23 protein-coding genes are annotated in these 25,416 nt (G+C 66.5%); 14 read left to right on the top strand and 9 right to left on the bottom strand.

Translation table 11 applies throughout. The features are described 5' to 3' along the window. Window positions 1-28: 28 nt before the first annotated feature. The 6 genes from SKC41_RS13180 to pth all read left to right on the top strand — a co-directional run bounded on the left by SKC41_RS13180 (window position 29) and on the right by pth (window position 4,313). Window positions 29-1,009: a ribose-phosphate diphosphokinase gene (locus SKC41_RS13180; protein WP_330977987.1), complete on the top strand. Its 981-nt coding sequence runs from the start codon at window positions 29-31 to the stop codon at window positions 1,007-1,009. Then, window positions 1,010-1,357: an arsenate reductase (glutaredoxin) gene (gene arsC, locus SKC41_RS13175; protein WP_330977986.1), complete on the top strand. Its 348-nt coding sequence runs from the start codon at window positions 1,010-1,012 to the stop codon at window positions 1,355-1,357. A gap of 44 nt (window positions 1,358-1,401) precedes the next feature. After that, a complete protein-coding gene (locus tag SKC41_RS13170; protein ID WP_330978873.1) occupies window positions 1,402-2,013 on the top strand; it encodes an LpqN/LpqT family lipoprotein in 612 nt (203 codons plus the stop codon). Between the two features lie 44 nt (window positions 2,014-2,057). Then, entirely contained in the window at window positions 2,058-2,927 is an 870-nt protein-coding gene (locus SKC41_RS13165; protein WP_330977985.1) for an oxidoreductase, read from the top strand. Window positions 2,928-3,068: 141 nt separating this feature from the next. Beyond that, a complete protein-coding gene (locus SKC41_RS13160; protein ID WP_330977984.1) occupies window positions 3,069-3,725 on the top strand; it encodes a 50S ribosomal protein L25/general stress protein Ctc in 657 nt (218 codons plus the stop codon). Between the two features lie 12 nt (window positions 3,726-3,737). After that, a complete protein-coding gene (gene pth / locus SKC41_RS13155) occupies window positions 3,738-4,313 on the top strand; it encodes an aminoacyl-tRNA hydrolase (RefSeq protein WP_330977983.1) in 576 nt (191 codons plus the stop codon). 130 nt (window positions 4,314-4,443) lie between these two features. Here the strand turns inward: pth and SKC41_RS13150 are convergent, their stop codons facing one another. The 5 genes from SKC41_RS13150 to SKC41_RS13130 all read right to left on the bottom strand — a co-directional run bounded on the left by SKC41_RS13150 (window position 4,444) and on the right by SKC41_RS13130 (window position 10,491). Continuing rightward, window positions 4,444-6,084 (bottom strand): fatty acyl-AMP ligase, encoded by a 1,641-nt coding sequence (locus SKC41_RS13150; protein ID WP_330977982.1) that lies wholly within the window; start codon window positions 6,082-6,084, stop codon window positions 4,444-4,446. A 339-nt stretch (window positions 6,085-6,423) separates the two neighbouring features. Then, a complete protein-coding gene (locus SKC41_RS13145; RefSeq protein ID WP_442931603.1) occupies window positions 6,424-7,377 on the bottom strand; it encodes a 4-(cytidine 5'-diphospho)-2-C-methyl-D-erythritol kinase in 954 nt (317 codons plus the stop codon). Window positions 7,378-7,466: 89 nt separating this feature from the next. Further along, a complete protein-coding gene (rsmA, locus tag SKC41_RS13140) occupies window positions 7,467-8,396 on the bottom strand; it encodes a 16S rRNA (adenine(1518)-N(6)/adenine(1519)-N(6))-dimethyltransferase RsmA (RefSeq protein ID WP_330977981.1) in 930 nt (309 codons plus the stop codon). Continuing rightward, window positions 8,360-9,487 (bottom strand): transglycosylase family protein, encoded by a 1,128-nt coding sequence (locus SKC41_RS13135; RefSeq protein ID WP_330977980.1) that lies wholly within the window; start codon window positions 9,485-9,487, stop codon window positions 8,360-8,362. Before SKC41_RS13135 ends, rsmA begins: the two co-directional genes overlap by 37 nt. Before the next feature lie 143 nt (window positions 9,488-9,630). Beyond that, entirely contained in the window at window positions 9,631-10,491 is an 861-nt protein-coding gene (locus SKC41_RS13130) for a TatD family hydrolase (RefSeq protein WP_330977979.1), read from the bottom strand. Window positions 10,492-10,509: 18 nt separating this feature from the next. Here SKC41_RS13130 and metG point away from each other — a divergent pair, with 18 nt between their 5' ends. Further along, the gene (metG, locus tag SKC41_RS13125) at window positions 10,510-12,066 is read left to right on the top strand and encodes a methionine--tRNA ligase (RefSeq protein WP_330977978.1); all 1,557 of its coding nucleotides are present in this window, start codon (window positions 10,510-10,512) and stop codon (window positions 12,064-12,066) included. Between the two features lie 129 nt (window positions 12,067-12,195). Further along, on the top strand, window positions 12,196-12,561 hold the full coding sequence (locus SKC41_RS13120) for a PAS domain-containing protein (protein WP_330977977.1): 366 nt from the start codon (window positions 12,196-12,198) through the stop codon (window positions 12,559-12,561). 20 nt (window positions 12,562-12,581) lie between these two features. On the opposite strand, the gene SKC41_RS13115 is transcribed toward SKC41_RS13120, so the two are convergent. From SKC41_RS13115 to SKC41_RS13105, 3 genes are all read right to left on the bottom strand, one after another. Continuing rightward, window positions 12,582-14,558, bottom strand: coding sequence for a hypothetical protein (locus SKC41_RS13115; RefSeq protein ID WP_330977976.1), 1,977 nt, complete (start codon window positions 14,556-14,558; stop codon window positions 12,582-12,584). Window positions 14,559-14,632: 74 nt separating this feature from the next. After that, window positions 14,633-15,340 carry a TetR/AcrR family transcriptional regulator gene (locus SKC41_RS13110; RefSeq protein ID WP_330977975.1) on the bottom strand — a complete coding sequence of 236 codons (708 nt, stop codon included), beginning with the start codon at window positions 15,338-15,340 and terminating at the stop codon, window positions 14,633-14,635. 120 nt (window positions 15,341-15,460) lie between these two features. Beyond that, window positions 15,461-16,159 (bottom strand): TetR/AcrR family transcriptional regulator, encoded by a 699-nt coding sequence (locus tag SKC41_RS13105; RefSeq protein WP_330977974.1) that lies wholly within the window; start codon window positions 16,157-16,159, stop codon window positions 15,461-15,463. Between the two features lie 473 nt (window positions 16,160-16,632). Here SKC41_RS13105 and SKC41_RS13100 point away from each other — a divergent pair, with 473 nt between their 5' ends. From SKC41_RS13100 to SKC41_RS13080, 5 genes are all read left to right on the top strand, one after another. Further along, window positions 16,633-17,799 carry a PPE family protein gene (locus tag SKC41_RS13100; protein ID WP_330977973.1) on the top strand — a complete coding sequence of 389 codons (1,167 nt, stop codon included), beginning with the start codon at window positions 16,633-16,635 and terminating at the stop codon, window positions 17,797-17,799. A 51-nt stretch (window positions 17,800-17,850) separates the two neighbouring features. Continuing rightward, on the top strand, window positions 17,851-18,414 hold the full coding sequence (locus SKC41_RS13095; RefSeq protein ID WP_330977972.1) for a dTDP-4-dehydrorhamnose 3,5-epimerase family protein: 564 nt from the start codon (window positions 17,851-17,853) through the stop codon (window positions 18,412-18,414). Window positions 18,415-18,563: 149 nt separating this feature from the next. After that, window positions 18,564-20,072: a sugar transferase gene (locus SKC41_RS13090; RefSeq protein ID WP_442931602.1), complete on the top strand. Its 1,509-nt coding sequence runs from the start codon at window positions 18,564-18,566 to the stop codon at window positions 20,070-20,072. Between the two features lie 6 nt (window positions 20,073-20,078). Beyond that, window positions 20,079-21,542: a flippase gene (locus SKC41_RS13085; protein WP_330977971.1), complete on the top strand. Its 1,464-nt coding sequence runs from the start codon at window positions 20,079-20,081 to the stop codon at window positions 21,540-21,542. Then, window positions 21,539-23,485 (top strand): glycosyltransferase, encoded by a 1,947-nt coding sequence (locus SKC41_RS13080; protein WP_330977970.1) that lies wholly within the window; start codon window positions 21,539-21,541, stop codon window positions 23,483-23,485. The genes SKC41_RS13085 and SKC41_RS13080 overlap by 4 nt, the downstream gene beginning before the upstream one ends. A 22-nt stretch (window positions 23,486-23,507) precedes the next feature. Here SKC41_RS13080 and SKC41_RS13075 read toward each other — a convergent pair whose 3' ends face one another. After that, on the bottom strand, window positions 23,508-24,359 hold the full coding sequence (locus SKC41_RS13075) for a hypothetical protein (RefSeq protein ID WP_330977969.1): 852 nt from the start codon (window positions 24,357-24,359) through the stop codon (window positions 23,508-23,510). Between the two features lie 230 nt (window positions 24,360-24,589). On the opposite strand from SKC41_RS13075, the gene SKC41_RS13070 reads away from it, so the two are divergent. Continuing rightward, window positions 24,590-25,411, top strand: coding sequence for a class I SAM-dependent methyltransferase (locus SKC41_RS13070; protein WP_330977968.1), 822 nt, complete (start codon window positions 24,590-24,592; stop codon window positions 25,409-25,411). Window positions 25,412-25,416 lie beyond the last annotated feature (5 nt).

Genomic DNA, 25,416 nt, shown 5'->3' with positions numbered 1-25,416 from the left:
TTCGATCCCGAACGGCGAGGGCAGCACGGTGAGCCACGACTGGACCGATAACCGCAAAAATCTGATGCTGTTCTCCGGCCGGGCGCACCCCGAGCTGGCCGAGCAGGTCGCCAAGGAACTGGACGTACACGTCACCGCGCAGACGGCGCGGGAGTTCGCCAACGGCGAGATCTTCGTGCGCTTCCACGAGTCGGTGCGCGGGTGCGACGCCTTCGTGCTGCAGTCGAATCCGGCGCCGGTGAACAACTGGCTGATGGAACAGCTGATCATGATCGACGCGCTGAAGCGGGGCAGCGCCAAGCGGATCACCGCCGTCATGCCGTTCTATCCCTACGCCCGGCAGGACAAGAAGCATCGCGGCCGCGAGCCGATCTCGGCCCGGCTGGTCGCCGACCTGCTCAAGACCGCGGGGGCCGACCGGATCGTGACCGTCGACCTGCACACCGACCAGATCCAGGGTTTCTTCGACGGGCCCGTCGACCACATGCGCGGCCAGACCCTGCTCACGACCTACATCAAGGACAACTACCCCGACGGCAACATGGTCGTGGTCTCCCCCGACTCCGGCCGGGTGCGCATCGCCGAGAAGTGGGCCGATTCGTTGGGTGGCGTCCCGCTGGCCTTCATTCACAAGACTCGCGACCCGCGGGTGCCCAACCAGGTCGTCTCCAACCGCGTCGTCGGTGAGGTCGACGGCCGCACCTGCGTACTGATCGACGACATGATCGACACCGGCGGCACGATCGCCGGCGCGGTGAACCTGCTGCGCTCCGACGGTGCCAGCGACGTGATCGTCGCGGCCACCCACGGTGTGCTGTCGGAGCCGGCCGCCGAGCGGCTGGCCTCCTGCGGCGCCCGCGAGGTCATCGTCACCAACACGCTGCCGATCGGCGAGGAGAAGCGCTTTCCTCAGCTGACGGTGTTGTCGATCGCGCCATTGCTGGCCAGCACGATTCGCGCTGTCTTCGAAAATGGTTCTGTCACAGGACTATTCGACGGAGACGCCTAGATGGCTGCCGAGGCTGTCATCTACCACAATCCCAAGTGCAGCACCTCGCGCAAGACGCTGGACTTGTTGCGGGACAACGGTTTAGAGCCAGAAGTTGTTCAGTACCTGAAGACTCCGCCGTCGCGCGCCGAACTCAAGAAGATGATCCGCGACGCGGGAATCGAAGTACGCACCGCGGTGCGTAAGCGTCAATCGCTGTATGCCGAACTGAACCTCGTCGACGCAACGGACGATCAGTTGCTCGACGCGATGGCCGAACATCCCATCCTGATCGAGCGCCCGTTCGTCGTGACGGCCAACGGCACCCGGCTGGCCCGTCCGATCGACGCGGTCCACGAGATTCTGTGAGACGGCTTGCGGCCGCCGCCTCCATTACCGCGCTGACGACGGCCATGCTCCCGGTGGCCGGTTGTGGCCCGAAAGCTCCTGACTACTCCACGGTTTGGACGACGAGTTCGACGGCGACGACCACCACTACGGTCGAGAAACCGGTTCCCTTGTCGCAGTATCTGAACAGCATCGGCGTGACGGGCAAGCAGGTGGCGCCGAGCGCCCTGACCGATCTAAAGGTGTCGATACCGACACCGCCGGGCTGGTCGGCGTTCACGGATCCGCATATCACGCCCGAGACGGTGATCCTGGCCAAGGACAAGAAGTATCCGACCGCGCGGCTGGTGGTGTTCGCCCTCAGCGGGGACTTCGACCCGGCACAGGTCATCAAGCATGGCAACGACGATGCCCAATTGTTCGACAACTTCAAGCAATTGGACTCCTCGACGGAGCCCTACAACGGCTTTCCCTCGGCGATGATCCAGGGCAGCTATAACGGCGACAACGGCACCCGGCTGCACAGTTGGAACCGGATCGTGCTGCCGACCGGGTCGCCGCCGGCCAAGCAGCGCTACCTCGTTCAGCTCACGATCACCGGCCTGGCCGACCAGGCCGCCGCGCAGTCGACCGACATCGACACGATCATCCACGGATTCGTCGTCGCCGCTAAGTGATCAGGCACTAGCCAAGCCGGGGAAGTTCACTAGGGTTGTCACTCATGACCGACTGGACCGCCGCCGATCTGCCGTCATTCGCCGGGCGCACCGTGATTGTCACCGGCGCCAACAGTGGGCTGGGTGCCATCACCGCACGTGAGCTGGCCCGAGTCGGCGCGACGGTCATCATGGCCGTCCGCGACCCACGCAAGGGTGAGAAGGCCGCTCGCGACATGCGCGGCCAGGTCGAGGTGCGGCAACTCGATCTGCAGGCCCTGACGTCGATCCACCTGTTCGCCGAGGGCCTCGACAAGGCCGACGTGCTGATCAACAACGCCGGCATCATGGCTGCCCCGTTCGCCCTGACCGCTGACGGCTTCGAGAGCCAGATGGGCACAAACCACTTCGGTCATTTCGCGCTGACCAACCTGTTGCTCCCCAAGCTGACCGACCGGGTGGTGACGCTGACATCGATGGCGCACTGGCCCGGCCGGATCGACTTCGACGACATCAACTGGAAGAACCGGCGCTATTCGCCCTGGCTGGCCTACAGCCAATCGAAGCTGGCCAACCTGCTGTTCACCAGTGAGCTGCAGCGCCGGCTCAAGCTGGCCGGTTCACCGCTGCGCTCCCTGGCGGCCCATCCCGGTTACTCGCACACCAACTTGCAGGGCGCCACGGGCCGCAAGCTGGGCGACGCGATGATGTCGGCAGTGACCCGGGTGGTTGCCACCAGCCCCGAGTTCGGCGCGCAGCAAACGCTGTACGCCGCGTCGCAGGACCTGCCCGGCGACACGTTCATCGGCCCTAAGTTCGGCTGGATCGGCCGAACCCAACCCGTCAGCCGCAGCCGGCATGCTCAGGATCCGACCACCGCGACCGCGCTCTGGGACCTATCCGAGCAGCTCACCGGCATCAAATTTCCGCTCTGAGGCGCCGATGCGCTAACCTTGCCGGGCGTCACGGCGAGGGTGGCAGGCGTCTAGCCGGCACCGTTATCGACGGAGATCGACATATGTCGCGATCCTGGCCGTGCCTGGAAACCTAGGTACAGAGCACACAGGAGCGACACGATGGCGAAGTCCGCAGTCAACCAACTCACGGCCACGGTGCGAACCGAGACGGGCAAGGGCGCGTCGCGGCGGGCCCGCCGCGACGGCAAGATTCCCGCCGTCCTCTACGGCCACGGCGCCGACCCCCAGCACCTGGAATTGCCCGGGCGTGACTTCGCGGCCGTGCTGCGGCACTCCGGCACCAACGCGGTGCTGACTCTCAACATCGCCGGCAAGGAACAGTTTGCGTTGACCAAGGTGCTCGACATCCACCCGATCCGCCGCACCATTCAGCACGCCGACCTGCTGGTCGTGCGTCGCGGCGAGAAGGTCAACGTCGAGGTCAACGTCGTGATCGAGGGCGAGGCCGGACCGGACACCCTGGTCACCCAGGAGACCAACACCATCGAGATCGAGGCCGAGGCCCTGTCGATTCCCGAGCAGTTGACCGTGTCGGTCCAAGACGCCCCGCCCGGCACGCAGTTCACCGCCGGACAGATCACACTGCCCTCGGGCGTCAACCTGGTCTCCGACCCGGAGATGCTGGTGGTCAACGTCGTGAACGCGCCTACCGCCGCCGATCTCGAGGAAGAGGGCTCGGGCGACACCGGCGAGGCCGCCGCAGCCGCCGAGGAAGAGGCGGGCGAGGGCGACACCTCCGACCAAGAGTCCGAGTAGGCGGCCGTCGAGGTGGCCGATCCTCTTTTGGTGGTCGGCCTGGGCAATCCCGGAGACAACTACGCCCGCACCCGGCACAACCTCGGGTTCATGGTCGCCGACCTACTCGCCGCGCGACTGGGCTCAAAGTTCAAGCTGCACAAGCGCTCCGGCGCCGAAGTGGTCAGCGGTCGGCTCGCCGGGCACTCGGTGCTGCTGGCCAAGCCGCGCTGCTACATGAACGAGTCCGGCCGCCAGGTCGGCCCGCTGGCCAAGTTCTACTCCGTGCCGCCGGCCGACATCATCGTCGTCCACGACGAACTTGACCTCGACTTCGGTCGCATCCGGCTCAAGCTCGGCGGCGGCGAAGGCGGCCACAACGGGCTGCGTTCGGTGGCCTCGGCGTTGGGCACCAAGGACTTTCAGCGGGTGCGCATCGGGATCGGGCGTCCGCCCGGACGCAAGGATCCGGCGGCGTTCGTGCTGGAGAATTTCACCGCCGGCGAGCGGCCCGAAGTCCCGACGATCTGCGAGCAGGCCGCCGACGCCACCGAGTTGCTGATCGAACTGGGGTTAGAGGCCGCGCAGAACCGCGTGCACGCCTGGTAATTCACGTTCAGTGCGCGCCCACGGCGATCGTCCACGTCGAGTGCGCGTCCAGGGCGGCGTGGTACGGCGTGTCGCCGCCGTCAGCGCACACTCGGCGAAAAAGAGGGGCCGCTAGCGGAAAGCCGAGCAGCTACCTGGTGGTGACCAGCGTGACGGAGGTGGACCGGCGCAGCTTGCCCGACGGCGTCTTCGGGATGGTGCCCGGACCGAGCACCACGACGTTGCGGGGCCGCATGTCGACCTCTTTGAGCACCTCGCGGGCGACCTCGTGTTCCATCCGGCGCACCTCGGCCGGGTCCTGGAACGCGTTGGACTCGACCGCGACGGCGAACGACTCGCGTGAGTGGCCGGCGTCCAGGCGAACCGCCACGGCGCAGCCCGGGCGGACACCGTCGACGCGGCAGGCGGCCCGCTCGATGTCGGTCGGGTAGACGTTACGGCCGGCCATGATGATGACGTCCTTGACGCGGCCGCAGACCACGATGTGGCCTTCTTCGGTGATGTAGCCGAGGTCTCCGGTGTCGTACCAGCCGTGCTCGTCCTGGGCGGAGATGAAGCCGCCCATGGTCAGGTAGCCCGGGGTCAGCGACTCGCCGCGCAGCTCGATCACGCCGACGCCGCGCGGGGCCATCACGTTGCCCTGCTCGTCGATGATGCGGGCCTCAAGATCCTTGAGCAGTGGACCGAGCGTCGCCAGCCGGCGGGTGTTGCCCTTGGTGGCGGGCACGGCCCGGCGCAGGGCGGCCAGCAGGTCGGTGTCGACCTCGTCGACGACGAGGCCGGCGTTGCACTCCGAGAACGACACCGCCAGCGTCGTCTCGGCCATACCGTAAGCCGGCAGGATCGCCGAGGACCGCAGGCCGAACGGCTTGCCCGCGTCGAGCAGATCCTCGACATCGGCGGGCTCGACGGGCTCGGCGCCCGACAGCGCGAAGCGCAGGGTCGACAGGTCGAACTCACCGGGCTTGGCATTGCGACGCAACCGCTTGGCCAGCAGCGCGTAGGCGAAGTTGGGCGCCGCGGTCATGGTGCCCTGGTACTTGTCGATCAGCTTGGCCCACAGCAGCGCGTCGCGCAGGAAGTCCATCGGCGTGACCTTGACCAGCTCCGCGCCGAAGTACATCGGAATGGTGAGGAAGCCGACCATGCCCATGTCGTGGAAGCAGGGCAGCCAGCTGACCATCACGTCTTTGTCGATGTCGTACTGCGCGCCGATGAACATCGCCTCGGCGTTGGAGTAAATGTTGCGGTGCGTGATCTGGACGGCCTTCGGCGAGCCGGTCGAACCCGACGTCAGCTGCATCAGCGCCAGGTCGTCCTCGCCCACCTCGACGGGGTCGATCGGCTCGGACGCCAGCAGGTCGGTGACGGTGAGGACCTTGATGCCCTTCGCTTCCAGCACCGGAATCGCGACCAGGAAGGGCTCGGAGACGATCACGACCTGCGCCTCGATCATGCCGATGACGTTCATCGTGTCCTCGGCCCACACGGCCAGATCCGTGCGCGGGGTGGGCTGGTGGAGCATGGTCAGGCTGGCACCGCGCATCCACAAGCCCTGTGCGGTGGGGGCGATCTCTACCGGATAGCCGGCGAGCACGCCGACGGCGTCACCGAGGCCGATGCCCGCGGCGGCCAGGCCGCCCGCGATACAACGCGCGCGCTCGTGGACCTCGCCCCAGGTGTGGCGAACAGGCTCGTGGGGTTCACCGGTGACCATGCCCTTCTTCGAGACGCGCGCGTTGTGGAACATCTTCTCGGTAAACCTGCTCACGCAAACCTCCTCGGTTCCGGCGCTATCCCCAAGACCCGAAATTTCATGTTCCGCTCGCCAGGCAAGACTTTGCAGCAGGCGCGCGAGCACAGTTGGGAAGCGGTTAGATCTCGAAATAGTGATTGGCCAGCAACCCCGTATCGGGTTGCCCGATCAGCACGACGACCCCGGCCCGTCAAGCCCGGCCAGCATCGATCAATCGGCCGTCCACCGCGACTTCCGGCGGACGGCCAGACCGAATCCTCGAGCTGATCGATAGTCGTCACCGCGAGTTATCTTAAACTCCTCTTAAGTAACAACCCACCATTTCGGCAATTTGAGTCCGATTTCACAGCTTGTTCAGTCGTCGGTCATCGGTGTCGGGACCACACGGGCGCCCGGTACCGGACCGCTGGCGACGCGCACCGTGCGGCACACCCCGGCACCGGACAGGTGCGTGCCGACGTCAACCGCCGAGACCGCCGAGGTGCACAGGAATGCGCACGTCGGGCCCGAGCCGGACACGATGCCGGCCAGCGCCCCCGCCTCTGCACCGGCGCGCAGCGTGCGCCGCAGCGCGGGATTCAGGCTGACCGCGGCCGCCTGCAATTCATTGCCCAGCAGCGGCGCCAGCTGCTCGGGATCGCCGGCGGCCAACGCGGCCAGCACCGGCCCGGGCTCGGCGAGCCGCGGCGTGTCCGCGGTTTCCCGGAGCCGGTCAAGCTCGCCGAACACCTTTCGCGTGAGCAGCTCGCCGTGGGCGAAGGCCAGCACCCAGTGGAAGGTGTTGCGGGAAAGCACCGTGGCCAGCTCCTCACCGCGCCCGGTGCCCAACGCGGTGCCACCGTGCAGGGCGAACGGCACGTCGCTGCCCAGCTGCGCGGCCAGCATGCGCAGATCGCGGCGCGGCACGTTGAGCTCCCACAGCGAGTTCATCGCGACCAGCACCGCCGCCGCATCGGCGCTGCCGCCCGCCATACCGCCGGCCACCGGGATGGATTTGTCGATCATGATCGAGACGTCGGGCGCGCGGCCGACGTGTTCGGCCATCAGCTCGGCCGCCTGCCAGGCCAGGTTGCGTTCGTCGGTGGGCAGCTTGTCGGCACCCTCGCCGACCAGCTCGAGTGACAAGACGTCGGCATTGCGCACGGTCAGCTCGTCGAGCAGCGAGACGGCGTGAAACACGGTCGTCAGCTCGTGATACCCGTCATCGCGCCGATCGCCGACCCCGAGGTACAGGTTGACCTTTCCGGGCACGCGGACGGTGACGGACCCGGTGGGCACCCACTGCGCCGCGGTGCTGCCGTCAGACATCCCCAACCACCGCCACGGCAGCAGACTATCGCTGTGGCACGCGAACCACACGCAACTGCGCCTTACCAGGCGCCTTAGAAGGGGCGCAGTCAGCTGCCGAAAGCCTGCGGGTGCGCGGGGTCGCCGGACCGGCGCAGCAGCCGGACGAAGTCGTCGATGGACAGCGTCTCGCCGCGGCGGGCGGGATCAATGCTGGCCGCCAGCAAGCGATTTGCCGATTCATTGCCCGAGCCCGCCCACTCCGAGAACGCGTTGCGAGACGTCTTGCGCCGTTGCGCGAAGGCGATGTCGACCAACTCGAATACCTGGCGCCGGAAGGCGTCGTCGGTGGGCCACGGCGCGCTGTCGTACCGGTCGATGCGGACCAGTCCGGAGTAGACGCGGGGCACCGGCCAGAACACGGTCGGCGACACCGTGCCGCACCGGCGAACCCGCCCGAAGAAGCGCACCTTGACGCTGGGCACGCCGTACTCCTTGCCGCCCGGCTCGGCGGCCAGCCGCTCGGCGACCTCGGCCTGCACCATCACGGTGACGGTCGCAATGGTCGGGAATTCGGCGAGCAGATGCAGCAACGCCGGGACCGCGACGTTGTAGGGCAGATTCGCGACTAAGGCTGTTGGGCCTGTCGGGCTTGGGGCCAGCTCGTCGCGCCGCAGGTTCAACACGTCGCGGTTGAGCACCGTGAGCCGTTGGATCTCGCTGTGTGAGTGCTGGCCGACGGTCTGCGGCAGCCGCTCGGCGAGCGCCGGGTCGATTTCGACGGCGGTGACAGTGGCACCGCGGTCGAGCAGCGCCAGTGTGAGCGAGCCGAGACCCGGGCCGACCTCCAGGACGTGGTCGGCTCGACCGATTCCGGAGGTCGAAACTATCCGCCGGACCGTATTGGCGTCGTGGACAAAGTTCTGGCCCAACGATTTTCGTGGCCGAAACTCAAGTTCTTTGGCCAGCCGCCTGATATCGGTTCGTCCGAGCAGCTGGATTGTCAGCGCGCACCGGCTCTTCCGCTGCACACCGGCCACGCGCCCCAGCCCTGGCGCTCCCTGGTCACCTCGGCGACCGTGATCTGCTCGTCGCGGCTGGCGAGGTCGGCCCGCGGGGCAAACCGCAGCCCGCCGTTGCGTTCCCAGGTACTTTGATCGAACTGCACGCCGCCGTAATAGCCGTTACCGGTGTTGATCGCCCAGTTTCCGCCGGCCTCGCAGCCGGCGATGGCATCCCAGATGGATCCATCGGTCACCGGCGGCACCTCGGTGCCGGGCTTGGTGCCCACCCGCACCACCGAGTCGCGGGCCGGCGCAATCACGATGTTGGCGATCGGCAGCCGGCCGGTCTCGACGCCGTTGACCGTGGCCACCGCGTAGGTCACGTCTTGGGTGCCCGGGCTACCCGGGTCCTCGACAACCTGGCGGCTCATGTTCATGTCGGGGTCTTCGACCTTGCGTGCGTTGGGCGCCAACGGGACTCGCTCGGTGACCTTCTCGATGCGGTTACGCGTCACCTGGATCTGCATGCCGTCGACGATCGGCGCCGTCGCGGCGGGCACCACCTGGTCGCTGTCTTGCAGCGGCACGCCCGCCGCATTCAGCAATCCCGCGACGTTCGGCGCCGGCAGGTGCACCATGCGGACGTTGCCGCCGTCGTTGATCTGGACGCTCTTGGCGCTGACGACCGGCAGGGCCATGCCGGCCAGCGGAACTCGGCTGGCGCGCGAGGCGGCTGCCGGGGCGGTGTCGGTCATCGCGAGCTGGGCCAGCGCCTCGTCGACGGTGGAGGCCGTCGTCCACACCTGCTTGGTGTCGCTGCCGTCCAGCGAGATCTGCAGTGGCCGGCTGCGGCGCAGGGTGATCTTGTCCGCGTTGTGAATCTGCACGTCGGCGGCGGGGTACAGGTCGTCGCGTTGGTCGACGACGTAGCCGTTCTCTTCGACGATGTCGATCACTTTCGACTTCATCGTCGTCACCCGCATCGCGATGCCGTCGACGGTCAACGTCACCGTCTTGGACACCGAGACCGCGAAACCGCCGGCCAGTGCGAGTACTAAAAGCAGCCCTGATACGACGAGCCGCAACATCGGCGATGGGGTCTGATGAAGCCTTCTCAGTACAGTCAACGCGCGCCTATCCCGACCTCAGCAACCACTTAACGACCTACCCAGCAACATTCGACAACAGTGCAATAAACCAACGATTCGATCACAAGACGGTAACGAACCGGTCAACCTGGAGCAACTCCGGCGCGAATGTGTTGTGGAAATCACCCGCCCGATTCGACGAGTCCGTAGACCCGCCCGGCATTGCTCGTGGTGATTCGGGCTAGTTCCTCCGCCGGGCGATCGAGCAGCTCCGCGATCGCACGAACAGTATAAGGAAGGCAATACGGCTCGTTGGGTGCGCCGCGATAAGGATGTGGTGTCAAAAACGGCGCGTCGGTTTCCACCAGCAGCTGTTCGGCCGGAACCAGCGGCACGGCCTCGCGCAGCGCGCGGGCGTTACGGAAGCTCACCGTCCCGGACAGGCTGACAAACCACCCGGCTTCGGCGCAGCGACGGGCCATCGCGCTGTCGGACGAAAAGCAGTGGAAGATCACGGTGTCGGGCGCGCCCTCGGCGTCCAGCACGTCGAGCACCGCGGCGTCGGCGTCCCGGTTGTGAATCATCAGCGGCTTGCCGCACCGCTTGGCCAGGTCGATATGCCACGCGAAGGCCTCCCGCTGCACATCGGGCGCGGCGCAGCCGTCCAGCCGACCGGGCCAGTACAGATCGATCCCGGTCTCCCCCACGGCCACCACGCGGGGATCGGCCACCAGCCGCTCGATTTCGGCGCGCGCGGCGCCGTCGAGGGCGTCGGCGCGCGTCGGGTGCAACGCCACCGCGGCGTACACGCGCGGGTCCCAGCCCGCCGCCCGCACCGCCCAGCGCGCCGAGTCCAGGTCGTCGGCGATCGTCACGACGGCGCCCACCCCCACCGCGGCGGCGCGGTCGACGATGGCCACCACCCCATCGGCGTCGTCGGCGCCGCATGCGTCGAGGTGAGTGTGCGCATCGATCAGGGGTGCCAGCGGCTCCGGGGCGGGTGGCGCTTCTCGTTTACCAGGTCGGCTGGAGCTCACGCGCACACAATAGGGTGAATCTCAATGAGGCCCTATTACGTCACTACTGCGATCGCGTATCCAAACGGTGCGCCGCACGTGGGTCATGCCTACGAATACATCGCGACCGACGCGATCGCCCGCTTCAAGCGGCTCGACGGTTTCGACGTGCGCTTCCTGACCGGGACCGACGAGCACGGCCAGAAAGTCGCCGAGACCGCGGCCGCCGCGGGGGTACCGACCGCCGAGCTGGCCCGGCGCAATTCCGATGTCTTCCAACGCATGCAGGAAGCCCTGAACATTTCGTTCGACCGCTTCATCCGCACCACCGATGCCGACCACCACGAGGCGTCCAAGGAGATCTGGCGCCGCATGCAGGCCGCCGGAGACATCTATCTGGCGACCTATTCCGGTTGGTACTCGGTGCGCGACGAGCGCTACTTCAGCGACTCGGAAACCGAGGTCGTCGACGGGACCCGTATCGCCACCGAGACCGGCGCGCCGGTGACCTGGAGCGAGAAGGAGCAGACCTTCTTCTTCCGGCTCTCGGCCTACGCCGACAAGCTGCTCGCCCACTACGAGGCCAACCCCGACTTCATCGGACCCGAGGTGCGGCGCAACGAGGTCGTCAGCTTCGTCTCGGGCGGGCTGACCGATTTCTCGATCTCGCGAACCACCTTCGACTGGGGCGTGCAGGTGCCCGAGCACCCCGACCACGTCATGTACGTCTGGGTCGACGCCCTGACCAACTACCTGACCGGCGCCGGATTCCCCGACACCGACTCGGAGTTGTTCCGCCGCTACTGGCCCGCCGATTTGCACATGATCGGCAAGGACATCATCCGGTTCCACGCGGTCTACTGGCCGGCCTTTTTGATGTCGGCCGGAATCGAGCTGCCGAGAAGGGTTTACGCGCACGGGTTCTTGCACCACCGCGGCGAGAAGATGAGCAAATCGGTGGGCAACACCATCGACCCGGTGGCGCTGGTGGACGCGTTCGGCGTGGATCAGCTGCGCTACTTCCTGCTGCGCGAGGTGCCGTTCGGCCAGGACGGCGGCTACAGCGAAGAGGCCATCATCAACCGGATCAACACCGATCTGGCCAACGAGTTGGGGAACCTGGCGCAGCGGTCTTTGTCGATGATCGCCAAGAACCTCGACGGGGTGATGCCCGAACCGGGCGAGTTCACCGCCGCCGACTCCAACCTGCTCGCGACGGCCGACGCGTTGTTGGAGCGGGTGCGCGCGAATTTCGACGAGCAGGCGATGCACTTGGCGCTCGAGGCGATCTGGCTGATGCTGGGCGAGGCGAACAGATACTTTTCGGCCGAGCAGCCGTGGGTGTTGCGCAAGAGCGAATCCGAGGCGGACCAGGTGCGGTTTCGGACCGTGCTCTACACGACCTGCGAGGCGGTCCGCATCGCGGCACTGCTGGTTGCGCCGGTGATGCCAGAGTCCGCCGGCAAGCTGCTGGACCTGCTCGGGCAGGCCGCCGACCAGCGAACGTTTGCCGCGATCGGTGCGCGGCTAACCCCTGGCTCGGTGCTGCCGGCGCCCACCGGCGTATTCCCCCGGTACCAGCCGGTTTCGGAAAACGAGTGAGCGAAAAACGAATGGCAGCAACCGCCGTCAGGGCACGCGACAGGAAATATGTGCAACATGACCTCTGGCATAGACCATAATCGCTCTGTGGAGCGACGACAGAATCGGCACCAGCACAATCAATCGCCGATGACCACCTTGAAGCAGTTGCCTGCCCTGGTGGTGCTGGAGCGGATTCCGGTCCCGGTGCTGGCGGTCGGCGACGACGGCGCGATCTTGTTCACCAACACCGCATTCGCGGAAATGGTGGGCTACGAATCCGACGAGGTGCTGGCGCTGCGCTTCGGCGAGGTTTTCCACCGGGCTCCCGACTCGGAGTCCTCGCTGCTGTCGGTGGTCCATGCCCTGGCGAACGAGGTCGTCGAATTGGCACACAAGGACGGCTCGGTCGTGCGTGCGCTGATGAGCAAGTCAGTGGGAATGCGCGCCGACGACCGATTCGCCCTGGCGACCTTCCAGGACCTGACCGAGCAACTGTGGGACGACGAGCGCTAGCGTCCCGCTGAGCGGGCCGATCAGCGCCGGGCTCGCAGCACGATCACGCCGGCACCGACGACGGTCACCGCGAGCCACGCGCCGCCCACCCACCAGAGCCACCCCAGGTCGGAGTGGTCCTCGGGTGCGTTGACCGGACCGGCCGTCGGCGAGTGTTCGACGGTGACGGGTTCCTGTCCGGCCACGGCCACCACCGCGACACCCTTGAGCCGCTGCCAGCGCTTGTTATCGGCGCCGAGCCACCGGATCAGCTCGTCGACCTGAGCGGAGGTGCCGTTGGACGTCGCGACCAGCAGTGACCGGCCATGGTTGAAAACCGTTTGGAGAGAAGCGAATTTCATCACCGGATCCAGCGCGAGCGTGGTCGGTTTGCCGTCGGCGGTGTAGGCGTTGACCGTGATGGGCCCGCTGGGCCCGGCCGACACCGGGAGCACGACGTTGGAATGGTTCCACCCGTCGGCCGAAATCAGGATCGCGGGATTCGAGGAATCGATGGCCTGCTGCACGCTCGTCACATGGGTGTAGATCGGCGTCGAGCTGATTCGCTGCAGACCCACCATGAGGCTGACGGCGCGCAGGGTGTCCGGCAGCGAGTGGGCCTCGATGCCCACCTGGACCCGGGGCATCAGCGCCTGGGGCAGCGACTGGAAGCCGTCGGGCACCGGCGGTGCGGCGGGCTTGCTCTCAATGGTGGTGTCGCCGTTGATGTTCAGCGCCAGTAGTTGGTTTCCGGGCCCGGCGGTGTAGAAGTCCCCGCAGTGTCCGACGTTGCTCGCCACATCGAGCACCACATCAAGGCTGGTGTAGCGCTGCAGCAGCCGGTCGGGCACATCCACCCAGCGGTCGATGGTGCCGTGGCCGTCGGTCGGGAAGTGATCGATGGTCTCCGGGCCGATGTTGACCGTGATCTGACCGCCGATGTTGGACGGCGTCGGTGTGTAGGAGCCCTGCAGATGCACGCGCACGTTGCGGATGGATCTGCCGAACCGGGTCTGATCCAACCCGATGGACACCCGCGGCTGCAGCGAGGTGGCGTTGGCGACGGTCTGCCCGAGGTCGCGCATGGTCGTGCTGTCGCCGGGCTGTTGCGGGTTGGGCTTGAGTTGATCCACGACGGCCTTGGACGAAACCGCCAGCTGGGACAGGTCATTGAACAGCACGGCGGTGTCGGATTCGTCGGCCTCGCCCAGCGGTCCCGACATCAACAGGTACGTCGCCGCGCCGGAGCCTTGCAGGGCCAGCCCGTTGTCCGACCCCTCTTTGACGACGATCTGGCGTTCCAACGATTGCGGCGGGCCCGGCGGCGCAACCTGTCCTTCGGCCAATGGGACGACGACGATCTCGGGGTTTTGCCTGCCATAGCGCGAGGCGGCCGAGGCGGCCAGCTGGATGGCCGTGTCGGACTCGGAGGCCGACGGCGATGGTGGCAGGTAGATGCTCAGCTTCTTCAGCACCGGCGGCAAGAAGTGCGCCACCGTGGTGGGCGGCTGTTCGACGCCGGTGTAGCTGATCGACGGACTGGTCAGGCGCAGCGGGCTTTCCGGGTACAGGCAGACCCCATCTTGCGGCACCAGGTAGGTCCGCAACGTGATCGTCAGCCAGTTGTCGACCACTTCGGCACCGGCCAGCGGGATGACAAGTGGTGAATTGTCCGCGCCGGGCAGGTTCAGCCGCGCCAGGGTGCGCTGGTCCTGGCTCACGGTGAGCGTGCCGGTCCGCAGATTGATCGGCAGCTCGACGGTGGTGTTCAGCGCGGTCGGCGTCAGCCCGCGCAATACCGGCACGGTCAGGACTTGCGTGCTGGTCAGGCCCCAGAATTCCAGGTTGGGTGCAGACCCGAGGTCGGCCAGCGACAGGGTCAGCGAGTCCGTCGTCGTACCCGCATCCGAGGGCGCGGCGCCCGCGGGCGGGGCGCTCAGGACCAGGAATCCGATCACACCGGCCAGAGCGGCAAGCCTGGCTACATACTTCTGGTACACCACCGGAACAGTATGCATTCTTTCGGTACGTTGTCGAAACGGCGCGCAGTCGAAGCGGCGGGCCGAGGCTCGCGCTGGGCTTTTGCCCAGGTTCACCCGATTTCCGAGACCGCGGCGCTGTCCCGACGTACCGCAGGGGGCCGGGCATGCCGCATGGCTTCGCGGGAAAGGAACTGGCGGAAGTACGCCAGCGACGCTTCCGAGACAATGCCGGGAAGCAAGAGTTCCGATACCCGGGTCAAGCGCTCCAGGTCACCGGTGACGCCGCCGTCGTTATCCAGGCCGGCTATCGCGTCGGCCAGCGCCCGGGCGCCGAACATGGCGCCGACGATCGTCTCGCTGACCCACTCGGGATTGAGGTCTTGCCGCAGGTCGCCCTCCGCGATCGCCCGCCTGGCCTCGGCGGCCAGCAGCTCAACCATGCCCGCGCAGAAGTGGCCCGCCGCTTGGTTGAAACCGCGCAACGTGCAGGTCAGCTGCTCGGCGGCGCGGGCGGTCTGGTCCGAGCTCAGCATCCCGACGATCGTGAACGTGCCATGCAGCAGGTTTTCGAGCCCCGGTGACGCCTTCACACACACGTTCCGGAACGCGTTCAGCAGCGCGTCGGCGCCCTCATCGATGATGGCCGACGCGAGGGACTCTTTGGAATCAAAGTGGTGGTAGAGGGCACCTTTGGTCATCCCGGTGCGTTCGATGATGGTGCCCCAGCCGGCGGCCGAATAGCCGACCTCGCCGAACACATCGATGGCCGCGTTAAGGATCTTTCGCCGGGTGACCTCAGACCGGACCTGGCGCGCCATTACCCGTGCTCCTCCGGCGTTTCATCGAGTGCGCAGATAACGGTGATCTCGTCCCACATTGCGCTGCAACAGAATCAAGATTAACAGCAGTCGCAAGCCCAGCCGGGATGTTCGCCCTGGTTACGACGAGTCGTCGGAGGTCGACGAGGGATCGGCGGGGGTTGAACTGGTGTTGATCGCCAGCGCACCACGTCGCCGCAGGAATTGGCGGAAGTAGTCGTCCCGGTCGGGTTGCAGGATCCCGGCTAACAGCAGGCCCCAGCACTTTTCGAGGTCGAGCAGGAACCGCTCGGGATCGTCCAGATTGCTGGTCTTGCGCAGCCCCATGTGCAGGGACACCATCATGCGTCCCACATCCAGCGGCTCACATCGTTCGTCGACGTCGCCCTCGACGATGGCCTGTTGCACGACGTCACCCAGGGCTTTGACCCACTGATCCAGCAGCTTCTCCTGCAGGCCTTCCGAACGCCCGACCGACTCGATCAGGTTCAGTCCCGCCCTGACCTGGTCGGTCTTGATGTCCTGAATGGCGATCAGGTACGAGAAGTCGATCAGCGTCTCCAGACCCGAAAGACCCCGCGTCACCAGGTCCTGGACGGCCAGGGTGCCCGCCTCGGTCTGCCGGTCGATGATCGCGACCGCCAGGGCGTGTTTCGACCGGAAGTGGAAGTACATCGCGCCCTTGGTCAGTTCGGCCTCGGCGAGGATGTCGTCGAGGCCCACCTCGTGGTAGGCACGCCGGGCGAACTGGTGCGATGCGGCGCGCAGGATGTGTCGGCGGGTCGCATCGGCCCGTCCGTCGGATGAATGGCTCGTCATCGAAGCGGACAACTCAGCTCTCCGGCACCGGGGGATCGCCGATCAACGTCGGTCAGCGGCGGCAACCCAGCGCCAAACCGGAACCTCGCAACGCCCGCAAGCGTCCCCTCTGCGAGGCCCTGAGCTGGGTTGATCGCGTTCATATCATGGTGCCTTCCTCGAGCAGGGCGCACACCTCGGCTCTTCAGCGGTTCGAACAAGCCCGCACCGCGATTCTCGGGACGACATTAGAACTGACTCTGAGATTAGCAGCAGGGTCTCGGCATTAACGCCTGCGTTCACGAGGCCGGCGATACTTGTAGTCAGCATCACTCCCGAAAACGTTGACTATTGGTATGTTTTTCGGGTTATTATCGACTCGTCAGTTTGTAGAGCGAACCTCTCGGGGATGGAAAACATGTCGTTCGTCACCACTCAGCCGATCCGCCAGGCCGCACCGGCCCGCGCGGCTCGCTGACCCAGGGGTTCAGACAATGGACTTTGGCGCTCTGCCCCCGGAGGTCAACTCCGCACGGATGTACGCCGGCCCAGGGCCCGGCTCGCTGAGCATGGCCGCGGTGGCCTGGACGAACTTGGCCACCGAGCTGCACTCGGCGGCGAGTTCTTACCGCTCACTGATCTCGGGATTGACCACCGGACGGTGGCTCGGTCCGACGTCGTTGACCATGGCGTCCGCGTTCGGACCCTATGTGGCGTGGATGTCGGGTGCAGCCGCGCGGGCCGAGGAGGCAGCCAGCCACGCCACGCTCGCCGTCGAGATATACGAAGCCGCCTTCGCGATGACGGTGCCGCCACCGGCGGTGACGGCCAACCGGGTCCAGCTCGCGACACTGATGTCCACCAACTTCTTCGGCCAGAACTCGGCCGCGATCGCCGCCAACGAAGCCGAATACGGCGAGATGTGGGCGCAGGACGCCGCGGCGATGTACCAGTACGCCGGAAACTCGGTGGCCGTCTGCGACGTCACCCAGTTCAACGTTCCGCCGAAGGTCACCGATGACGCCGGGTTGGTCGCGCAGAGCAACGCGGTCGGCCAGGCCGGCGCCGCCACCGGGTTGCAGCACGCCGATCTGGCGAATCTGGTCTCCCAGGTGCCTTCCACGATGCAGGCGCTCACCACACCCGCCACCGGCACCGTTTCGACCGGTACCAGCGCCGTTTCGACCGGTACCAGCACGGCCGTGTCAGACACGCTGACCAGCCTCACGTCCCAGCTGCCCAACTATCTCCAGGCGGGAGTAACCCCGCTGTACGGGATGTCCTCCGTGCTGTCGATGGCCCAAACCGCGCAGGGTATGGCCCGGACCGCCGCGGAAGGCGCCGCCGCCGCCGCGCAAGGTGCGGCGTCGGGTGCGGCGAGTGCGGCCTCGGCGCTGCCGAGCATCGGCTCCAGCGTGGTGGGCAGCCTCGGCTCGGCCGCGTCGTTGGGCCCGATATCGGTGCCCACGGCGTGGACCAGCATGATCCCCCATGCCCCGATGGCGGCCGCGGCGCTGCCGAACATCGCCGTCGGCGGCAGCTCGATGCCGAACATGCTGGGCGGACTGCCCATGGCGCGAGGCACCGCACCGCGCACCCCTCCGGTTCCGCGCTACGGCCTCATCCCCACCGCGATGGCTCGGCCGTTCGCCGCCGGATAAGGCCGGTAAAGCAATGCCTTCTATGACCGTCTTGTACAGAGGGAGCGGTACGTGAAGTACACGCCAACCAAGGTCGCCGGCGTCACGATCGTCGACCTCGAACCGCAGCGGGACCACCGCGGCTTTTCGTCGCGGTCATTCTGCGCCAAGGAATTCGATCGTTACGGCCTGACGTTCAAGGTCAGCCACACGGATGTGTTCTTCAACTACACCCGCGGCACGGTGCGGGGGCTGCACTTTCAGGCGCCGCCCTTCGTCGAGTCCCGGTTGGTGCGCTGCACCCGCGGTGCCATCGCCGCCGCTGTCGTCGACATCCGGCCCGATTCGCAGACTTTCGGCGACCACATGATGGTCGAGCTGAACGCCGACAACCACCGGGCGCTGTTCCTGCCGCCCTTCGTCGCCTACGGCTTTCAGACGCTGACCGCCAACACCGAGGTCAACTACCAGATCAGCGGTCACCGTGAGCTGGCCGACGAGCAAGGATTGCGCTGGAACGACGCGGAATTCGGAATCGAATGGCCACTGCCGGTCACCGTCATCTCCGAGGAGGACGCGAGCTGGCCCGCATACGCGCCGCGGCCGGTGCCGATCGTGAGCGCAGCATCATGCTGAGGGGCGCCGCCACTGCGCCGGCTCTTCAGGTGACCTACCCGTCATGTGCGACCTAAGGACGCCGAGCCATGATCATGCCAATGTCTCCGGCACCGTCCGTAACGGTGTTGCGCCCCAACCAGCCACCGTATAAGCGAAGGCCAACAGGGATGATCTCGTTGCCGGGTGGTCGACTTCCTGGTTCCGCGTTGGCCACCCAGATGGTGGCGGTGCCCGACAGCAAGGCCGCGCGGCGCTGGCAGGACCTGTACGCGGGACGGCTGCGCGTCAGCGACACGGTGATCGTCTCCGGATCGGTCATGCTCGCCCAACTCGTCCGATTCGGGGAGTCGCCGGCCCGGACCTCGGCCTACTCGGGCCCGGTCATGACGCTGTTCTCGATTCTCTTCGCGGCGCTGTGGCTGGCGGCTCTCGCGGTGTTCCAAACGCGGTCTCCGCGCATCATCGGGTCGGGCATCGACGAGTACCGCCGGATCGGCAGCGCATCGTTCTGGACGTTCGGCATCATCGCGATGGTCACCCTGCTCGCCAAGGTCGATCTGGCCCGCGGCTACCTCGCGATCGCGCTGCCCGCCGGCACCTTAGGACTGCTGGCCAGCCGCAGCCTGTGGCGCCAGCACCTGGGCAGTAAGCGGGCCCGCGGCCAATGCCAGACCAAGGTCCTCGCGGTCGGCGATCGCCAGGCCGTCGCGCACCTGGCACACGAGCTGGCCCGCAACCCCCGGGCGGGCTGCGTCGTGGTCGGGGTCTGCATTCCCGGATACGGCCCGTCGCGCGGCAACACCCTGGTGGTCGACGGCCGCGAGGTCCCGATCCTGGGCGACGAAAGCCATGCGGTGGACGCGATCGACCAGTGCGGCGCCGACACCGTGGCGGTCACGCGGACCGAGCACTTCGGGGTCCGCGGGATCCGAGAACTGATGTGGCAGTTGGAGACCAAGGACGTCGACCTGGTCGTCTCGCCCGGCGTGATGGACGTCGCCGAAGCGCGACTGACCCTGCAGCTGACCGCCGGGTTGCCGCTGCTGCACGTCGAGAAGCCGCAATACGAAGGCACCCAGCGCTTTCAGAAGCAGGCCTTCGACTTCTGCTTCTCCCTGGCCGCCCTGATCGCGACGGCGCCGGTGCTGATCGCCGCGGCGATCGCGATCAAGCTGACCAGTAAGGGCCCCGTCTTCTACCCGTCCGAGCGCATCGGCATGGACGGACACCCGTTCACCATGCTGAAGTTCCGCACGATGACCGAGGGCGCCGACAAGCAGCTCGACCAGCTGCTGGCGCACAACGAGAGCGCCGGCGGCATGCTGTTCAAGATGCGCCGCGACCCCCGCGTCACGCCGGTCGGCCGGATCCTGCGCCGCTTCAGCATCGACGAGCTGCCGCAGTTCATCAATGTGATCAAGGGCGACATGAGTGTCGTCGGGCCGCGGCCGCCGCTGCGCCGGGAAGTCGAGAACTACGACGGCGACGTCGCGCGCCGGTTGCTGGTGAAGCCGGGCGTCAGCGGATTGTGGCAGGTAAGCGGTCGCTCAGAGCTTTCCTGGGAGCAAACGGTCCGGTTGGATCTGTCCTACGTCGACAACTGGTCGATGGCGGGCGACCTGATGATCATTGCCAAGACCGTGAAGGCCGTTCTGACAAGCCACGGCGCATACTAGGGAGTCATGACTGAGCCGACGGCACCCGGTGCGGTCGTATCGTCAGTGCCGCTGCGGCGGGTGGCTCACGCGTTCTCCATCCAGCTGATCTGCCGCGCGCTGGGGATGATGGCCTCGGTGGTGTCGGTGGCCATGACCGCCCGCTATCTGGGTCCCGGACGTTACGGCCTGCTCTCCATCGCGATGCTCTTCATCGCCATGTGGACCAGCCTGGCCGACCTCGGCATCGCCACCGTGATCGTGCGGCGGGTGACCTCCGGCCGCGGCGACCTCGAGCGCCTGGTCCGCGTCAACAGCGGTATGGCCCTGGTCTACTGCCTTCCGCTGGCGCTGCTGGCGGCCGGGTCGGGCTTGCTGGTCTATCACGACTCCGATGTGCAGGTGATGCTCATCGTGCTGTCCGGGGCGCTGCTGATGCAGACCATGGTGACGCGGTTCGAGCCGGTGTTTCTTGCCACCGTGCGGTTCACCGCCGTAGCGATCTCCGACGTCGTCGGCAGGCTCGGCGCACTGGCCATGGTCGCCATCCTGGTGACACAGCGCGCCGACGTCATCTGGTTCGCTGTCGCACAACTCATTCCGCCCGCCGTGGCACTGCTGATCCAGGGCGCCGCCGCGATGCGCCACATCTCGGTGCGGCCGGTCTTCGCGCCACGGGAGGCCACCGACCTGTTGCGGGAAAGCCTGCCGCTGATCGGATTCCTCGTCGTCGGGCTGCTGTACTGCCGCGCCGACGGCGTGATCCTGTCGCTATTGAGCACCCACTCCGAGGTCGGTGTGTACGGGTTGGCCTTCACGATCGCCTTCAACACCATCGTGGTGTCGCTGATCTTCCTGAAGTCGACGCTGTCGACGGCCACCGAGCTGTTTGCGCGTGACGTCGTCGCGTTCGCCGGCTTTCTGCGCCGCAGCGTCGAGTTGATGTACTTCGTCGCGGTTCCGGTAGCGGTGATCGGCGCGCTGCTGGCAGGTCCGTTGATCGGGCTCTTCGGCGACCAGGCGTTCGTCGCCCGCGGGACCCCGACCCTGGCGTTGTTATTCGTCGCTGCGGCACTGCGATTCGTCAGCGGCACGCTCGGCCAGGGGTTGGTCGCCAGCCACCATCAGCGGATCTTGTTCTGGTTGACCATCGCCACCCTGGTGCTCAACGTCGGGCTCAACCTCTGGCTGGCCGGGCGCTACGGTGCGATCGGGCCCGGCGTCGCGCTGGTGTGCACGGAGTTCTTCAACATGGTGATCAGCAGCTGGTGGCTGCACCGGCACTGCGGCTACCGCACACCGATGGTCTTCTTGCTGCGGGTGTTGGTGCCGACGGGCGCCAGTGTCGTTGTCACACTACTGCTTTCGGGCCATCACGTGGTTGTCATCCTGGCGGTCGGCGCGGCCGTCTACCTGGCCACCAGCGCGGCCGTCGGGCCGCTGCGCTGGTCGGACCTGAGCTCGCTGCGCCGGAGTCAGCTCGCGGCATGAAGCATGAATTGGATCGGTCCTATCTGAAGCAACCGGTCGGCGACTCGGCCGCGCTGCCGTCGACGCGGTCACTCGCGGTGCTGATCGTCGCGCACTCCGGTGAGTCGCTTCAGGCGTGCCTGGCCAGCGTCGCCGAGCACCTACCCGAGCTCGGAGTCTATGTCTGCGCCAACGACATCGAGGACTTGGCCGCACGGCACCCGGCCGTGCACTGGGTGCCGGGGTCGGCGAATGGTGGCTTCGCGGCGGCATTCAACGCGCTGGTCGAGCACGCACCTCCCGACGCCGATCTGCTGTTGCTTCGTGCCGATGCCCGACTGCTGGGGCCCTTGACCCGCACCCGGGAGTTGCTGCGTCGGCCGAAAGTCGCGGCGGTCTCGCCGATGGCCCAGGACGGCCCGGCGGCCGGCCGCAGGCCCTGGGACGTCGCGACCCGGCGCCACACCGTCGCCCGGGCACTGATGGCCGACGCCGGTCATTCCGACTCGCTGCGCGGCACGCCGATCTCACCGCGCTATGCCCGACAGCCGCTCGAATCACAAAGTCTCGACGGCGATTTGGACGGTACCTGTCTGGCGATCAACCGCGCGGCGTGGAACACCATCGGCGGATTCGACGAAGAGTTCTTCGGCTACGGCGAAACGGCCGACTGGCAGGCGCGGGCCCGCGCGGCGGGCTGGCGGTTGCTGCTTGCCGACGAGCTCGGCGTCGATCGGGGCGGCCCGACGACCGGCCGGGGCGACCAGCGCCGCCGCCAGCGGGAGTTGGCGCGCACCAACACCGCGCTACTGCTCGAACACCAGAAGAGCGTTCATCACGCGGATCTGTATCTGGCCGGTACCACGCTGCTGCAGCGCGTCCAGAGCTCCAGGCGCGAGGTGCCCGTCGCCCGCCGCACCGACCTGCCGTCGATCGTGATCTCCAGCAACCGCCTGGTGTACGGCGGTGCCGAGCGTCAAAAAGCATTGCTGGCAACGGAATTGGACCGGCGCGGCTACTCGGTCACCATCGTCTGCGTGCAGCGGTTCGGCCCGTTGATCGCCGAGATCCCGCCGACCGTGCGCGTCGTGCGCCAGCCCTGGTGGGCGCCGGTGATCGACGTGCCAGAGGGCCCGACCGTGCTCATCACCGCCGACACCAATACCGAGGCGGGGTTTGCGACATTGTGGCGCGCGGCCGGCAAGGGCCGGCGCTGGCTGGTGGCACCGCATGTTCCTCCCGAACAGGACCGGCCCATCTATTCCCGGCCACTGACCGTTGCCATGCGCCAGGCAGACGGTTTCATCGTTCTGGCGCAACGGCACTGGGACATGCTTGCCGCACAGCATCGGCTCTGGGGCCGGCGTTTCGTCGCCCCCAACGGCGTCGCCCGGGCCGGCGATCCCGTGCCACCGACCCGGACCCGGACCGCCGGCGAGCCGCTGCACCTGGTGATGTTGTCGCGCATCCTCGAGCACAAGAACCCGCACCTGCTGGTCGAGGCCCTCGCCGGACTGACCGATATGCCTTGGCAGCTATCGATTTTCGGTGATGGCCCGGACCGGGAGAAGCTGCAGGCACGCACGCCGGCGGAGCTGCGCGACAGGGTGCACTGGCGCGGCTGGGTAGCCGGCCCCGAGACGGCGCTGGCCGATGCGGATCTGCTGTGTGTTCCCAGCCGCTCCGAGGCTTTCCCGCTGGTGATTCTCGAGGCGATGGCCCGGTCGATACCGGTTGCGGCGTCGGCGATTTGCGCCGTACCCGAGATGCTGGATTTCGGAAAGGCGGGATTCCTCGTGGACCCCGTGTCGGTGTCGGGATGGCGAGAGCGCTTGGCCGACATCCTCGCGGAGCCCGACGAATTGCCGTCGATCGGGCAGCGCGGCTACGAACGCATGCACAAGCACTATACGGTGGAGGCGATGACCGACGCCTACATCGAGGCGATCAACGCGGTATTGTGAATCTCGTTGTGCCGCTTCGAATTCACTGCTCGCGCTGGCCCAGTATCTTCTCGATCGTGCGCAGCGATGTCTTGTGCTGCGAGTACCGCCCGGAATAGAGGAAGTACCGGGGCTCGACATAGAGCTCGCCGATGTCACTCGGCACGTCCGCAAAGTGCTGCGACACAGCGCTGTCGACGAAGAAGGCATTGGTACCCGAATGGGAATTGCAGCACACCAGCCGGTAGTCGAAGCGTCTGAACATTTCGGCGAAACTGCTCAGCGAAGCCCCGAAATAGTCGTCGGATTGCCATTGGTGGTCGGGGTCGTAGCTGATCTGGAATTTCACCGGCGGCGGGAACTTGGCGTTGTACTCGACGATGAACAGCTTCGGGCGCATGCCGTCTGCCAAGAGCTTTTCGATCAAGTAGATGTCGTTGCCGTCCAGGTCCAGGGAGACGACGTCGACCGCGGTGGCACCGATTCTCCGCAGACATGTCCCGCTCAGCGCCACGATGTTCTCCGCGGTGATCCAGGCCTTCTCGTAGGTGAAGTGCGGGCCGTCCCGGTAGGTGACCGCCAAGTCCTGTCCCCCGACCCAGAAGCCCTTCCAGCCCAGGGCGGCAAGGATCAGCGTGTTGTTTTCCGTCCCGTCGCCGACACCGAATTCGGCGAATACTCCGTCGTCGAGGTGGCCGATGCGACGCAGGATCTCCAGCGTGATGCCGTCCTCGTCCGTCGACGAAAAACACTTCTTGCCCGCGCGGTTCAGCGGATTCGGGTGGTTCGCCTTCAGCGACTGGGAATGGTCGAAAAGGATCAGATCCTTGAGCTGATCCCGCGTTTGGGTGCCGAGGATGCGCCGGATCTTTCCCTTGAGCGTCTCTTTGGGCATTTGGTCACTAAAGCTACCATCCCGAGAGCGCAGAATTTGCGTATCGCGGTCGACAACTCCGCACGTGGGAGTTCTTGTAGCCCCGGCGATTTCCCACGTCCGGCAGCGCCGGCCCGCGTTTCGCGGATCGCCTCGGCGCGGGTTGCCCGCCGCGCGGAATGTGCCGTAGGTTTTCCACTGTCCGCTCCGTTTTGCTGATATCGCGAGGACGCTCAGGAGGGATTGAGACCGTGCGGTGCCGCATCTGCAGTTCGGCCACCACGCCGGCGTTCAATCACGAGGTGCTCTGCAAATACGATTGCACGTACTACTTCTGCGATAACTGCGGTGTGCTGACCACCGAAGAGCCCTATTGGCTGGACGAGGCGTATGCCAGCCCGATGGCGGCGGCGGACACCACGATGCTGTGGCGCAACCAATACCTGGCGCGGGCGATGTCGGTGTTGCTGTATTACCTGTTCGATCCGCGGGGCCGGTTTCTCGACGCGGCCGGGGGCTACGGCGTTTTCACCCGTCTGATGCGCGACATCGGCTTCGACTACTACTGGACCGACAAGTACTCCCCCAACCTGACCGCGCAGGGCTTCGAGGCAAAGGTGGGTCCGGGCGCGCCGTATACCGTCGTCACCGCCTTCGAAGTAATGGAGCATCTCGCCGACCCCGTCGCGTTCGTGGCCGAGCTGCTCGACACCACCGGCACCGACACGATCGTCTTCACGACGGAGCTTTTCGACGGCGGACCCCCGTCGACCGAGGAATGGATGTACTACGCCTTTGCCACCGGGCAGCACATCACCTTCTACCAAAAGCGGACCCTGGAACTGATCGGGCAACGCTTCGGCATGCAGTTCCACACCTCCAAGACGCGGTGGTGGGCGATCGGCGGTATGGGTCTGCACATCTGGACGCGGGCGAAGATCAATCCGCTGGTGTGGCGGCTGCTCGCCTCGCCACATGTCACGAATCTGCTTGCGGCAGTGCCCCGGCGATCGCTGGAAACCAAGATGTGGACCGACGCCGATATCTTCCTACAGGCCGACGGAGAGCAGTGAATTCA

Origin of the sequence: Mycobacterium sp. 050128 (assembly GCF_036409155.1) — a bacterium.
Lineage (GTDB): Bacteria > Actinomycetota > Actinomycetes > Mycobacteriales > Mycobacteriaceae > Mycobacterium.
Note: the sequence above shows the minus strand (reverse complement) of the source record. Positions and strands in the feature narration are given on the sequence as shown.

Bases quoted from the DNA above. Each gene is read 5' to 3' on its own strand.
- SKC41_RS13080 (WP_330977970.1), top strand. From the start codon at position 21,539: ATGAAGCATGAATTGGATCGGTCCTATCTGAAGCAACCGGTCGGCGAC.
- SKC41_RS13165 (WP_330977985.1), top strand. From the start codon at position 2,058: ATGACCGACTGGACCGCCGCCGATCTGCCGTCATTCGCCGGGCGCACC.
- SKC41_RS13090 (WP_442931602.1), top strand. From the start codon at position 18,564: ATGATCTCGTTGCCGGGTGGTCGACTTCCTGGTTCCGCGTTGGCCACC.
- SKC41_RS13105 (WP_330977974.1), bottom strand. From the start codon at position 16,159: ATGACGAGCCATTCATCCGACGGACGGGCCGATGCGACCCGCCGACAC.
- arsC (WP_330977986.1), top strand. From the start codon at position 1,010: ATGGCTGCCGAGGCTGTCATCTACCACAATCCCAAGTGCAGCACCTCG.
- SKC41_RS13170 (WP_330978873.1), top strand. From the start codon at position 1,402: ATGCTCCCGGTGGCCGGTTGTGGCCCGAAAGCTCCTGACTACTCCACG.
- SKC41_RS13120 (WP_330977977.1), top strand. From the start codon at position 12,196: ATGACCACCTTGAAGCAGTTGCCTGCCCTGGTGGTGCTGGAGCGGATT.
- SKC41_RS13100 (WP_330977973.1), top strand. From the start codon at position 16,633: ATGGACTTTGGCGCTCTGCCCCCGGAGGTCAACTCCGCACGGATGTAC.
- SKC41_RS13145 (WP_442931603.1), bottom strand. From the start codon at position 7,377: ATGTCTGACGGCAGCACCGCGGCGCAGTGGGTGCCCACCGGGTCCGTC.
- SKC41_RS13085 (WP_330977971.1), top strand. From the start codon at position 20,079: ATGACTGAGCCGACGGCACCCGGTGCGGTCGTATCGTCAGTGCCGCTG.
- SKC41_RS13110 (WP_330977975.1), bottom strand. From the start codon at position 15,340: ATGGCGCGCCAGGTCCGGTCTGAGGTCACCCGGCGAAAGATCCTTAAC.
- SKC41_RS13115 (WP_330977976.1), bottom strand. From the start codon at position 14,558: ATGCATACTGTTCCGGTGGTGTACCAGAAGTATGTAGCCAGGCTTGCC.
- metG (WP_330977978.1), top strand. From the start codon at position 10,510: ATGAGGCCCTATTACGTCACTACTGCGATCGCGTATCCAAACGGTGCG.
- SKC41_RS13160 (WP_330977984.1), top strand. From the start codon at position 3,069: ATGGCGAAGTCCGCAGTCAACCAACTCACGGCCACGGTGCGAACCGAG.
- SKC41_RS13075 (WP_330977969.1), bottom strand. From the start codon at position 24,359: ATGCCCAAAGAGACGCTCAAGGGAAAGATCCGGCGCATCCTCGGCACC.